At 64.0% G+C, this 13923-nt stretch carries 7 protein-coding genes; 2 read left to right on the forward strand and 5 right to left on the reverse strand.

The window, feature by feature from the left end; genetic code table 11:
- Positions 1-122 precede the first annotated feature (122 nt).
- The 5 genes from ACZ0AV_RS11500 to ompR form a co-directional block, all read right to left on the reverse strand.
- On the reverse strand, positions 123-836 hold the full coding sequence (locus ACZ0AV_RS11500; protein WP_499151136.1) for a response regulator transcription factor: 714 nt from the start codon (positions 834-836) through the stop codon (positions 123-125).
- Between the two features lie 82 nt (positions 837-918).
- A complete protein-coding gene (locus ACZ0AV_RS11505; RefSeq protein WP_499151137.1) occupies positions 919-4332 on the reverse strand; it encodes an ATP-binding protein in 3414 nt (1137 codons plus the stop codon).
- A 92-nt stretch (positions 4333-4424) separates the two neighbouring features.
- Positions 4425-8216, reverse strand: a complete 3792-nt coding sequence (locus tag ACZ0AV_RS11510; RefSeq protein WP_499151138.1) for a bifunctional diguanylate cyclase/phosphodiesterase — start codon at positions 8214-8216, stop codon at positions 4425-4427.
- 87 nt (positions 8217-8303) lie between these two features.
- The gene (locus ACZ0AV_RS11515) at positions 8304-9617 is read right to left on the reverse strand and encodes an ATP-binding protein (protein WP_499151139.1); all 1314 of its coding nucleotides are present in this window, start codon (positions 9615-9617) and stop codon (positions 8304-8306) included.
- Positions 9618-9940: 323 nt separating this feature from the next.
- Positions 9941-10678: an osmolarity response regulator transcription factor OmpR gene (gene ompR / locus ACZ0AV_RS11520; RefSeq protein WP_499151140.1), complete on the reverse strand. Its 738-nt coding sequence runs from the start codon at positions 10676-10678 to the stop codon at positions 9941-9943.
- A 329-nt stretch (positions 10679-11007) separates the two neighbouring features.
- Here ompR and ACZ0AV_RS11525 point away from each other — a divergent pair, with 329 nt between their 5' ends.
- Complete coding sequence (locus ACZ0AV_RS11525) at positions 11008-13335, forward strand: Tex family protein (protein ID WP_499151141.1); 2328 nt, start codon at positions 11008-11010, stop codon at positions 13333-13335.
- 4 nt (positions 13336-13339) lie between these two features.
- Positions 13340-13729, forward strand: a complete 390-nt coding sequence (locus tag ACZ0AV_RS11530; protein WP_499151142.1) for a PaaI family thioesterase — start codon at positions 13340-13342, stop codon at positions 13727-13729.
- Positions 13730-13923: the final 194 nt, after the last annotated feature.

Genomic DNA, 13923 nt, shown 5'->3' on the forward strand with positions numbered 1-13923 from the left:
GAAGACATGGTTGGAGCCTCGCTGAATACGTCGATTTACACGTAATCAGGATTCTCCGGGAACTTTAGACCGGCCAGTAGATCGTCATCGTTCAATGATGTGAACGACCATTCACACCGATGTTAGATGAGATGCAGCTCGTGCTCTTCCGCCAATCGATAACCCTTGGTATAGACGGTCTGAATGAGCACCGGTCGATTGGGGTTGGGTTCGAGCTTGCGGCGTAAGCGGGCAATCAGGGTGTCCACCGTGCGCTGATCGCCCGCATCTTCGGCCGCGCCGCCATGGCGCAACGAGGCGAACAGTTCCTGGCGGCTGACAGGGTGCCCCCTGCGCTCGATCAACCCCACCAGCAGCGTGAACTCGCCGTGGGTCAATGGCACTTCGTTGCCACCTTGGTCGACGATGCGCCTGCGCAATAGATCGGCGTGGTACAGACCCAGGCTGACCGACATCGGCGCTTCGTCAGAGCCCTTGCGACGCAGCAGGCTACGCAGTTGGGCAAGTAGCACCCGCATGTTGACCGGCTTGGTGATGTAGCTGTCGGCGCCCGTTTCCAGGCCGGCAATGCGGTCGAAATCGTCATCGCGCACCGTCACCAGAATGATCCCCAGGGAGGGATGACTGGCCCGCAACGAGGCAGCCACCTCGAAGCCATCCAGGTCAGGCAGGCCGATGTCCAGGATCACCGCAGCGGGACGGTGGGCCTCGACCAGTCGCAGACACTCACGCCCGGACTCGGTCTGCAGCACCTGGTAGCCGGCATTCGCCAGATACACCGCGAGCATCTCGCGGATGTCCGGTGCATCCTCGACGATCAATAGCGTTTCCTTCATTCACTCCGCCCCTCGCCCCTGTGTGCGCAAGATTGTGATGCTGCCAGATCAAAAAAAACCAGCACGATTATTAAGCGCCTTGTTACCGCTCCTCTGGGAGAGAGGCTTCGTCAATCCAGGACTCGATCAGCACCAGATGCTCGTCGAGTGCATCCAGCAGGCGGGGAAGGTCCCGGGATTCCTGGGTGGCAGCGGCTATCCCGGCAAGGCCCTGCAGGCCAAAATTCATGGCACTGCCGCGCAGCCGATGCACCAGTGTTTCGATGTCGCCCGCTGAGCTCTCGGTGATGAGCACGCTCAATTTGGCCCGCACTTCACTCAGTGAGCGGCTGAGTACAGGGAGCAGACGATCGCACGCCTCTTCCCCAAGCCATGCACGCAGCTGCGCCAGGCGCATGGGTGACAACCCGGAGGATTCCCCGGGGATGGAGGCAAAACCATTTTCGCCCTGCAAGATACGCAGCAGGGCAGGCAGTTGCAGCGGTTTGGCCAGCACCCCGTCGAGACCCGCTTCCTGGCAGGCCTGATGGTCGAGCTGAGCGGCGTTGGCTGTCAGCGCGACGATAAGCGGCCCGCCTTGCGGAGCTGTCTGGCGGATCGCCCGGCTGGCGGCCAGGCCATCCATGTCGGGCATGCGCATGTCCATCAGCACCAGGTCGTACTCCTCCTGTTGACAGCGCGCCACTGCCGAGCCGCCGCTGGAGGCGGTGCCCACGCGCGCGCCCCAGCGCATCAGCAGTTCGCGGGTCACGTCGAGATTAACTTCGATATCATCGACCAGCAGTATGTACATGCCATCCAGCCTGCCAGGGCCCGCCGACGTCTGGACAGGCGCGGCGGTCGAAGCGATCCAGGGCAGCTCGATCGTGACGCAAAGGCCTGCGCCGGGTTGGCTGTCCAGCCTGACTCGCCCCTCGCTGAGATCCACGAGACGGCGCACGACATACAGGCCCAGCCCGGTTCCCGATATATGGCGATCACGGTCCAGTCGCACGAACGCATCGAAGATGTTGCGCTGCAGGTCTGGCGCGATTCCTGGTCCGTTGTCGCGGATGCTGAACGTGACCCGGTCGCCGAGCACGTCGACGCTGACGTTGATGAGCCCGGCGCCACCAAACTTGATCGCGTTGCTCAGCAGATTGCTGACCACCTGTCGCAGTACCATCACCGACCCGACCACCCGAGTCGGCGCCCCGGGGTCGAGCTGCAGTTCGATACTCAGGCCGCGGCTCTGCGCCTGAGGCAGCACCAGCGCTATGCATTCATGCAACAGGCCACGCAAGTCGAAGGGTGCATAGGCCGGCAACCGCGCGCCCTCGGCGTGTGCCAGGGCGGCCAGGCCGTCGAGCACGTCGGTAAGGCCAGTTGCAGCGGTCGATACGGTCGCCAGCCGGTCACGCATTCGCAGATCTTCGGCATCGGCTTCGAGCAGCGTCAGGTAGCCCTGGATGGCGACCAGAGGCGTGCGCAACTCGTGACTGAGGATGGAGAACAATTCGCCGGTCTGTCGGGCGTCACGTTGCGCCTGGTCACGTGCCTGCTCGAGCGCCTCACGGGACCGCCGGTCACGGTCTATATCCTCCACTGCGCCCACCCAGAAGGACGGCCGTCCATTACGGCCCAGAATGCACCGCCCACGCACCGAAACCCAGAGCCAACTGCCGTTCTGGCGCAGCAGGCGTACGTCCACATACAGTTCGCCCTGGTCACGCAGGGCTTGGCGCATGCCAAGCAGCAGGGCCATGCGGTCCTCTGGATTGAGCCATTCACCCGGCCGGGCCGCGAGCGGAGGCGTCACCGGGTAGCCGAGCATTTGCCAGCACCGCTCGGTCACCTGCAACTGACGGCTGGCGATGTCCAGGCTCCAGTGGCAGACGCCACCGCCCTGGATGCGTTGCTCGGCCATGTGCTGTGCCGTGACATCGACATAGGTGCACACCCAACCGCCTTCGCGCAGGCTGCGGCCAGCCAGCTCGATGATCTGCCGATTGCTCAGGCGCAGCAGCACAGGCCCACGCCAACGGTGATTGGCAGCGGGCACCAGCGCCCTGCACTCGGCAGGCAGCAACAGCACGCGCCCCTGGCCGAGGGAAGCCAGCAACTGGGCGGCGGTGCGTGCCTGTTTGTCGATCCCGAACAAGGACAGAAATTGCTCGTTGAGCGCACTGATATGCCCTCGCGCATCCACCGACAGCAGCGGCGTCTGCACATGAGCCAGGGTGCTGTCGAGCAGGTCTCGGCTCTTGCGCAAGCCATCGGTGCGCTTCTCGACCCTTGCTTCCAGCGACGCATTGAGGCCGCGCAGATGCTCCGATAGCTGAATGTTGTGCGATAACGCCGCCAGCACCCGACGTCCGATCGCCAGGCCGTGGGAGAGGAACGCGCCAAGCACCGCCAGCGGGATCAGATTGAGCGACATGACGCGGATGTTGTAGATGAGCAGGTCATTGAGCACCGCCACACAGATCGGCAGGACACCGAGCAAGATCAGCCAGGCACCCTGGCGACCGGAGCGAATGGCACGCACCACGACCCACAGGGAGTAAAGGCTGCTGGCGAGCAACACCACGCTGGTGGGCGGCAGCAGGAATGTGAACAGCGAGGCTGGGCCGAGCAGAGTAACCACGGTAGTGGTCAGCCCATATACCTGCACTGCTCGCAGAATCATGGGGTTGACCTCGAGCGGGAAAAGCCGCCAGAGGAACATCAGGTAGGCGGCGGGAAACAACATCCCCGCAATGTACTCCAGGCGGTAGACCCACAATGCCGGCCAATCCAGGACGGTGTCGAGCAACTCGCCAGTGGAGGCGACCCGCATCGCCGCCAGCAGCAGGATCAGGCTGAACTCTACGCCCCCCACGTCGCGAACGTTGCTACGCCCCAGCGCTACCATGAACAGGCACATGAACAGCGCACCGCCCAGGGTCAACAGATACAACGCGCTGTCACGCGAATGCTGGGTTTCCAGTTGCGCCTGCTCGCCGATCAGCAGCGGCATCTCGATGCCGCCCAGGCGGTGAAAATGGTTGGACAGTTCGATGCGTACGTCAACCGTTGGCCGCCCAACCGGGAGCGGTACCAGCATGGACACCAGCTTCGCCTGCTCGTGTTCGGCGTCGCCGACGATACCGCGCTCGGCCACCAGGCGGCCATCGACCCACACCCGTGCCGCTGACTTGACGTCATCGATGCGCAGCGACAACGCAGCCTGGTTCTCGATGGGCAGCAGCAGGCGGGTACGCAGCTCGACCTGCCCGAACCCCACCTCCGCCCAGGGCAAGTGCGTGCCGTCCACCCAGAAGTAAGGAAGCCGCACCTGGCTGGAGGCTCGCTGAGGCTGTTTCCAGCTCAGTTGCCAGTAGCCGTCGAGAACCCTCGGCCCGCTGGCAACCTCCCAGCCACGCAGATCATTCTCCGCAGGCGCAGCCAGGGTGCCGGCTGCCGGCCAGAGCATGGCGAACAGCAGCACGCAAACGATACGAAAGACAGGCGACATGCTGATTCCGCGAGAGGTGAACGAGGGAGCGGATTAAGACACAGCCCACCGATTCTGCACAGCGGGCGACGCGTGCGCAGAACACACGGCGTTTACCGCCGTTCAAGAGGGTTCACTGCATTGACCCAGCGGCAGAACTCGGCCTCGCCCATCGGCATTGCCAACAGGTAGCCCTGGCCAAACTCGCAGCCCAAGGCTTTCAGGTGCTCGAGTTGCTGGGGCGTTTCGATGCCTTCGGCGACGCATTCCAGGTCAAGGTTACGGGCAATCATCAGAATGGTTTCGACCAGCAGCGCATTGCTGCCTGTTTCGCTGGCGCCCAGATCCTGGGTAAAACTGCGATCTATCTTCAGGCGATCAAGCGGCAGCCGCTTGAGGTAGGTCAGCGACGAGTAACCGGTGCCGAAATCGTCGATGGAGAAGCGCACGCCCAATGCCTTGAGCGCCTGCATGTTGGCGATGCATTGCTCGACATCCTCGAGCAGCACGCCTTCGGTGAGTTCCAACTCCAACGCGGCCGCAGGCACTGCATAACGTTGCAGACAACCGCTGACCCGCTCCACGCAACCACGGCTGCGCAGCTCGCGCGGGCTGAGGTTCACTGCCAGCACCAGGTGCGGCCGCTCCGGCAACCAGCGCTGCAGGGTCATGCAGGCCTGCTCGAGTACCCAGTTGCCGATGTCTCTGATCAGCCCGGTTTCCTCGGCCAGCGGGATGAACTGTCCGGGCAGGACCTCTCCGCGCTGCGGGTGCGCCCAGCGAACCAGCACTTCAGCGCCGATCAATCGGCCATCACCGAGCTGAAACTGCGGCTGGAACGCCAGGTACAACTGATTGCGGGCGATCGCCTGGCGCAGCTCGCCCTGCAGTTGCAGGCGCTGGTCGATGGCCGCCTGCATCTCGGGTGCGAAGAAATGCAGGGCGTTGCGCCCGGCCTGCTTGGCTCGATACATGGCAGTGTCGGCCTGTTTCAACACGTCGGCGGCGTTCTGCTCGCCGAAGGGATGCAAGGCGATGCCGATGCTGGCGCTGACCGACAACTCGTGCCCGTCGACCAGGCAGCTCGCTTCCAGGCTCTTGAGCAGCCTCTCCGCGGTCAGCGCGGCCTGCTCACCCGCCAACTGCGGATTGCCGCCCAGGGCTTCGAGGAGCACGACGAATTCGTCTCCGCCCATGCGCGCCAGGGTGTCCTCGGCACGCAGCTGGCCGGCCAGCCTGACGGTCACATCACGCAGCAGCCCGTCACCGACAACATGACCAAGGCTGTCGTTAACCGTCTTGAAGTGGTCCAGGTCGATGAACAGCAAGGCGCCCAGGCTGCCGTCGCGTAGCTCGCGATCCATGGCATGCTGCAGGCGATCGAGCAGCAAACGCCGATTGGGCAAGCCGGTCAACTCGTCGCTGTAGGCCAGCCGCTCGATTTCTCGCTGATAGCGCTGGCGCTCCGAAATATCGGAAACACTGCACCGGATCAGCGCCGGCTCGCCGGGTAGGCGAACCAGGCGCACCTCACAAGGGAAGCGACGCCCGCTGCTGTCGCGGTGCACCCACTCGAACACCGGTACTTCACCGCGCAGCGCAGCCTCCAGGTGCCCCTTGGCGGCTTCCGAGGAAAGGGCGCCGCCGGGTTGACGCAGCGGGCTCAGCTCGAACGGTCGGCGGCTGAGCAGATCCTCACGGCGGCAGCCGAACAGGCGCAGGGCATTTTCGTTGAAATCGACCATCCCACCCTCTTCGGTGTACAGCAGAATGGCTTCGGGCGCGTGCTCGACGATGGTGCGGTAACGGGCTTCGGCCTCGAAGCGCGCACTGATGTCTTCCACCAGCAGCAGAAACATGCTGATCGCCCCATCGTCACGCCGCACGGCGCGCAGGTTGAGGCGCGTGTGCACTTCACCGCCATCGGCGCGGACGAAACGCCGGTCACGCTCGAAGCCCTCCCGGCTGCCGGAGAGCACATCGTCGAGCAGCAGGCGTTCGACCTCCAGGTCGTCGTCGACGCTGACGGCTTCCCAACTGCATCCGAGCAGCTGCTCCCGGCTGCGGCCGAGAATTGTGCAGAGTTTGGGGTTGACCTCATCCCAGCCGAACGTGGGCGTGATCAGCGCCATGCCGATCAGCGGCGCCTCGAAGAACAGACGCAGGCGGTCGTCGCGTTCGCGCAATTGCTGCGCCGTGCGGCGCCGTGCGGTGATGTCCTGGACAGCACCGTACAAGCGGACCAGCTCGCTACCGTCGCGCTCGGCAGCGCCGCGCAGACGAATCCAGCGGGTCTTGCCGAGGAAGGTGTTGACGCGCACCTCGATATCGAAGCGCTCGGCGCCTTCGATCATCTGCTGCAGGGTCTGGTACGCCAGCACCTGGCCGGCGGCATCGAACTGGCCGACCGACTCCTCGAACGTGAGCGTCGCGTTGCGCGGGTCCAGTTCGTAGATCTTGAAGCAGCCGGCGCTCCAGTACATGCTCATGTCATGCAGGTTGAGCACCCAGCCACCGATGTCGGCGATGTCCTCGGTCTGGCTGAACAGATGGCTCTGCTGCAGCAGCTCCTCACGCTGCCGGGCCACTTCCTGTGCCAGTCGCTCGCGCGCGGTGACGTCCTGCTGCATGACGATAAAGTGACTGAGGCCCTGCTCATCGCGCATCGGTGCCAGAATGACCTCGCTCCAGAACGGCTGGCCATCCTTGCGCTGCAACTGCAGCACTGCGTTGCCAGGCATACCGCGGCGAATAGCGGTCTCCAGCCCGCGCATTTCCTCGGGGCGCTGCTCGTCTCGAAGCAAACGGCGCAAGCTTTGCCCCAGGCTGCCGCCGGCATCCCGTCCGGTGATACGCGCGAACGACGGGTTGCAGTAGATCAACGGCAGCTCTTCGCATCGTGCATCGGCGATCACCACGCCCAGCGGGCTGGCGTCCAGGGCAAGATTGGCCAACGCCAGTTGTTGCTGCATGGCGGCACTGCGGCTGAGCGCCAGGCGCAAATCGCTGAGGCTGCGCCCGACCAGCAGCGCGGCGACGGTGAACAGCAGGATGCTGAAGTGCAGCTCCAGACGCTGCGGTTCGATCCAGCGCGCACTGCCGACGGCGCCGTGAAACCATGGCAAGGCAAGAATCGTCAGCACGCTGATCACCGCACCGTACAGCGCGCCGGAAAAACCCCATACGAGCGCCAGGCTCAGCATCACCAGACCGATCAGCGGCAGCTTGAGGGGCGCCGGCAGAAATTCCAGAAGCAGCGGCAGGCCGACCAGCAACAGCGCCAGCAACGGCCTGGACGGCAGCGCGCGCAGTACCTCGGGCACCTTCAGCAGTGGCGCCGGCACGCCCTCGGCAGGCGGCAACCAGCCGCGACGGCGCAACCACGGGCTACCGTACACCAACAACGGCGTGGCGATCACCACAGCCGTCAGGCTATCGGTGAGCCACAGGCTCAGGACCAGCTGGGGCGCCTCGTGCGCGGACAAATCCCCCAGCAGCAGCAGGCTGCCGAGCAATGTCAGGCACGTCAGCGCAGCAGGCAGCAGCACGCCGAGCAGGATGAAGCGCAGCACGTGACTGATATCGGGCAGCGCAGGGTCGAAGGGTCGCCAACGCATCAGCCCATAACAGAAGGCCACCCCAAGGGTTTCGGGCAACGCGTGCACCGGCCCCCAGCGCCAGTCGAGGCCCCATAGTGGAGCGCAGAGCGCGGCATTCACATACAACCCGAGCAACACGCGCGGCCCCCACCAGAGCGCCAGCACCAGCCCCAGGGCAAAGGGCAGATAAACAATGGCGACGCCACCCTCTACCTGAGTGGTCAGGGACAGCAGGCTAGCCAGATGAAACACCGGAAACGGCAACCACCCTGTCAACGACGACAGGCGCTTTGAAGTGGGGGGCATGCAGACCTCATATCGATATGCCAGTACAGCATAAGTCAGCCAGCCTTGGCTGGCAGCTGCATGCCTCGATAGAAGCCTAGCCCAAAATCACGCCGCGTCGCGCGGCAACAGCAGCCCGAGCGGCAGGCATATGCGTGCCTCCAATCCGCCCCCGGTGCGGTTGCGCAGTTCGACGCTGCCACCGTGCAGCGAGGCGATGCGCTTGACGATGGCAAGGCCCAGCCCGGCGCCCTGCCCACCCCGCGCGCTGTCACCGCGGATGAATGGATTGACGATATTGTCCAGCTCGCTGGGGTCGATGCCGGGACCGCGGTCAAGCACGCTGAGCACCACGTACGGTGCGCTGTGGTCGTCGGCCACCGACAGGACGATTTCCAGGCCGCTGCCGCCATAGCGCAGGGCATTTTCGATCAGGTTGACGAGCAAGCGCTTGATCGACACCCGGCGCAGCGGGAAGGGCGGCACCTCTCCCAGGAACAGGCTGACCTGCTCCTGCTTCTGGTTGTAGGGCGCCACCACTTCGCGAATCAATTCCGGCAGATCCAGCTCCTCGACCGGCTCGTCACGGCCGTCGCGGATGAATGCGAGGAACTGGTCGAGAATGGCGTCCATGTCCTCGATGTCGCGCACCATATCGTCAGTGAGCTCGGAGTCGTGGTCGAGAAACTCCAGTGACAGCCGCAGCCGTGTGAGCGGCGTTCGCAAGTCGTGGGAAACGCCAGCCAGCATCAGCTCGCGTTCGCGGGCGGCCTGCTCGACATCCTCGGCCATCTGGTTGAAGGCCCGGTAGACCTCGGTCATCTCGCTCGGCGTATCGCTGACCGGCAACCGCACGCTGCGCCCCTGGCCGAATTGCCGGGCGGCGAACACCAGCCGTTTGAGCGGGGCACTGAGCTGGCGCACGAAAATCCACGCCGCCGCCGTGGACAGAAGACCGATGCCGAGGAACCAGCCCAGCACACTCCAGATCCGCTGACCACGCAGCGGATGAGGATAGAGCGGCACGCGCAGCCAGTCATCACCCAGGGTCGGCGCATGCACCCATAACGCAGGCGGGCTCTTGGCGCGCACTCGGGTCTCGGTTTCCGGGCCGAGCTCGGACTGCATCTGCCGCTGAAAAATCTCGCTGTACGGCCAGTGCTCCTCGCTGTCCGGTACTTCGTTGCGCGGTACCCGCTTGAGGCCAGCGGCCTCGGCGACGTTGGCGCGGTCAGCCGGATCAGCCGCCCAATAGGCGCGTAATGTCAGTGCAGCCCCATGACTGTACTGACGGTCGACCAGGACATCCTCGTTCATCATCAGATAAATGAGCGTCAGCGCCTTGGAAAACAGCACCACGATCAACACCAACCAGAGGGTGCGCGAGAAGAAGCTTTGCGGGAACCAGAGTGGAGCTTTCATAAGAGCAAGAGCCGTGGCAGAACGCTGAAGGCGGGAAACTGAACGCAAAAGGGCTGGTTTCGATACCCAGCCCTCATGCGTCTGATTGGCCAACAGGCCGTTGAGAAACGTAGGCGACGACTGCACGGATGCAGGAGGTAGAGCGAAGCAGGAAGCCCGAGCCGGGGCAGCCAGCGCAATACCGATGGCGGCCCCGCAACAACAAGCGCAAACCGATCAGAGCCGCGGGCGACCGTACCCGTCGTGCACGAGCATTTTGGCCGGGCTGGCGACCTGGTCTGCTTTCACCGCCGCGATGGCAACGCAGGTAGTTTTTCACCCTGTTATTTGTTGCCGTCCGGCACGAACACGTAGCCCACCCCCCAGACCGTCTGGATGTAGCGTGGCTTGGACGGATCCGGTTCGATCAGACGGCGCAGACGGGATATCTGCACGTCGATGGAGCGCTCCAGTGCATCCCACTCGCGGCCACGGGCCAGGTTCATCAGTTTATCGCGGGTCAAGGGTTCGCGGGCGTGCTGCACCAGCGCCTTGAGCACGGCGAACTCACCGGTGGTGAGCATGTGCACCTCGCCACCCTTCTTCAGTTCGCGGGTCGCCAGCGACAGCTCGTAATCACCAAAGGTGACGCTTTCGTCCTCGCTACCCGGCGCCCCTGGCACAACCGGTGCCTGACGACGCAGCACGGCCTTGATCCGTGCCAGCAGTTCGCGGGGGTTGAACGGCTTGGCGAGGTAATCGTCGGCGCCCAGTTCCAGGCCCTGAATACGGCTGCCCTCGTCGCCCTTGGCGGTGAGCATGATGATCGGCACCTGGTTGTTGGATGCGCGCAGGCGGCGGCAGGCGCTCATGCCATCCTCGCCGGGCAGCATCAGGTCGAGCACCACCAGGTTGAACAGTTCGCGCGACAGCAGGCGATCCATCTGCTCGACGTTTTCCACAGCGCGAACGCGATAACCCTGTTCATCGAAGAACCGCTCGAGCAGACGCCGCAGACGGGCATCATCGTCGACAATCAGGATTTTCTCACCTTCGGCCGTTTGTGCTGCTGTGCTGCTCATAGAGGCTCCTTAACCGAGAATCCGCGCCACGGCGCATGCGATTCGAACGGTGGCATTATGGCTCAGAGGCCGTTTGGACCACCCATTGTCCATTGTTAGCAGATTTTTCGCTGCGCCTGGCGTACTTCAACGACTTTCACGGTCTGACGGCTGCTTGCCGCAGGTGCATGCACGCCGCCAGGCGTGGCTATAATGCGCCGCTTCATCGTCCAGCCAATCATGAGCGAGGCTGGTTTTTACAGTTAAAGAATACGTTCACGACCTCTGCACCCGGCATCTTCCGGGCCGCAGCAGTGAATGGGCGGGTTCTCCGGGTGGATTTCTTTTTTATGCTCAGCATCAACAACCGTATCGCCGAAGAACTGGGCGTGCGCCCGCAACAGGTCGCCGCCGCTGTCGCCCTGCTCGATGAAGGCTCCACCGTGCCATTCATCGCACGCTACCGCAAGGAAGTCACCGGCAGCCTCGACGATACCCAGTTGCGTAACCTGGAAGAGCGCCTGCGCTACCTGCGAGAACTCGATGATCGCCGCGCCAGCATCCTCGCCAGCATCGAGGAACAGGGCAAACTGACCCCGGAGCTGACCCGCGAAATTAACCTCGCCGACACCAAGACGCGCCTCGAAGACCTCTACCTGCCTTACAAGCAGAAGCGTCGCACCAAGGGCCAGATCGCCCTGGAAGCCGGCCTCGGCGAGCTGGCGGACGCACTGTTCAGTGACCCGAGCCTGACCCCGGAAACCGAGGCGGCACGTTTCATCGATGCCGAGAAGGGCTTTGCCGACACCAAGGCGGTGCTCGAAGGCGCCAAGTACATCCTCATGGAGCGCTTTGCCGAGGACGCCAGCCTGCTCAGCAACCTGCGCGGCTACCTCAAGGACAACGCCACCCTCAGTGCCCGCGTGGTCGCCGGCAAGGAAACCGAAGGCGCCAAGTTCCGCGACTACTTCGAGCATGACGAAAAGCTCAAGAGCACGCCTTCGCACCGCGCCCTGGCAATTTTCCGCGGCCGCAACGAAGGCATTCTCAGCGCCAGCCTCAAGGTCGGTGAGGAGCTGCCAGGCACCCTGCACCCGTGTGAAGGCATGATCGCCGAGCGTTTCGGCATCGCCAACCAGGGCCGCGCCGCCGACAAGTGGCTGGGCGAGGTGGTGCGCTGGACCTGGAAGGTCAAGCTCTACACCCACTTGGAAACCGACCTGCTCGGCGAGCTGCGTGAAGGCGCCGAGGACGAGGCGATCAGCGTCTTCGCCCGCAACCTGCACGACCTGCTGCTGGCCGCCCCGGCCGGCCCGCGCGCAACCCTGGGCCTCGACCCAGGCCTGCGCACCGGCTGCAAGGTGGCCGTGGTCGACGCCACCGGCAAGGTGCTCGATACCGCCACCGTTTACCCGCACGCGCCGCGCAACGACTGGGACGGCACCCTCAACGTGCTGGCCAAGCTGTGCGCCAAGCATGGTGTCGACCTGATCGCCATCGGCAACGGCACCGCCAGCCGCGAGACCGACAAGCTGGCCATCGAATTGATCAAGAAATACCCGGGCCTGAAGATGACCAAGATCATGGTCAGCGAAGCCGGCGCCTCGGTGTATTCGGCCTCGGAACTGGCTGCCAGGGAATTCCCCGACCTCGACGTGTCGCTGCGCGGCGCGGTCTCCATCGCCCGTCGCCTGCAGGACCCGCTGGCCGAGCTGGTGAAGATCGACCCGAAATCCATCGGCGTCGGCCAGTACCAGCACGACGTGTCCCAGCTCAAGCTGGCGCGCAGCCTGGACGCCGTGGTGGAAGACTGCGTGAACGCCGTGGGCGTGGACGTCAACACTGCCTCCAGCGCCCTGCTGGCGCGTATTTCCGGCCTCAACGCGACCCTGGCGCAGAACATCGTCGCGCACCGCGATGCCCACGGCGCCTTCAAGACCCGTGATGCCCTGAAGAAAGTCCCGCGCCTGGGCGACAAGACCTTCGAGCAGGCCGCAGGCTTTCTGCGCGTGATGAACGGCGACAACCCGCTGGATGCCTCCGCCGTGCACCCGGAAACCTACCCGGTGGTGCAACGCATCGCCGTCGACACCGGCCGCGACATTCGTTCGCTGATCGGCGACGCGGGCTTCCTCAAGCGCCTGGATCCAAAGAAGTTCACCGACGAGACCTTCGGCTTGGTGACGGTTGGCGACATCCTCAGCGAACTGGAAAAACCCGGCCGCGACCCGCGCCCCGAGTTCAAAACCGCCGAGTTCCAGGAGGGCGTGGAAACGCTGAAGGACCTCGAGCTGGGGATGATTCTCGAAGGCGTGGTCACCAACGTGACCAATTTTGGCGCCTTCGTCGACATCGGCGTGCATCAGGATGGTCTGGTACACATTTCAGCGCTGTCGGAGAAGTTCATCAAAGACCCGCACGAAGCGGTCAAGGCCGGCGATGTGGTCAAGGTCAAGGTCATGGAAGTGGACATCCCGCGCAATCGCATCGCCCTGTCGATGCGCATGAGCGATACGCCTGGGGAAAAGGTCGAGGGCCCGCGCGGTGGAGCCCGCCAGGGCGGTAGCAAGGGCGGGCAGGCACCGCGCAGCGAGCGCCATTCTGGCCAGGAAAAGCCGGCGCCCGCCAATGCCGCCATGGCGTCGCTGTTCGCCAACGCCAAGCAACTGAGGAAGTGAACCCGTGAGCGAGCCCCAGCAACACATCGGCAAGAGCAGCGCCTTCGGGCGTCTGCTCGGGCTGCGTATCGTCAAGGCTGAAGGCGGCGAGGCGATCATCGCGCTGAGCATGCACGATGGCCTGCGCAACCTGCATGGCAAGCTGCATGGCGGCGCGCTGTTCTCGCTGATCGACACCGCCATGGGTCAGGCCAGCCATAGCCTCAGCGACGGCGAGCCGACCAGCGTCACCCTGGAGTGCAAGGTCAATTACATCCGTGGCGTCACCGAGGGCGACCTGAGCTGCCGCGCCTGGGTGGTGCATGCGGGGCGGCGCACTCAGGTGATCGAGGCCGAAGTACACCAGCACGACAAGCTGGTCGCCAAGGCCCAGGCGACCTTCGCCTGCCTCTAAGACCCTGTTCATGATCTTTCAGTAGCGATTCGTCGATTTTGGCAGCTCGTAGGGTGGACGACGCTTCATCCGTCCACCGCCCCGGTGATCGCAACGGTGGATGAAAAGAGCGTCATCCACCCTACGTCCGCTTCTGCCTTGTAGCTGCCGCGTCATGCTCATGAAGATCATGAACAGGCTCCGAGGCCCCATGT

This window comes from Pseudomonas sp. AC532, assembly GCF_979258965.1.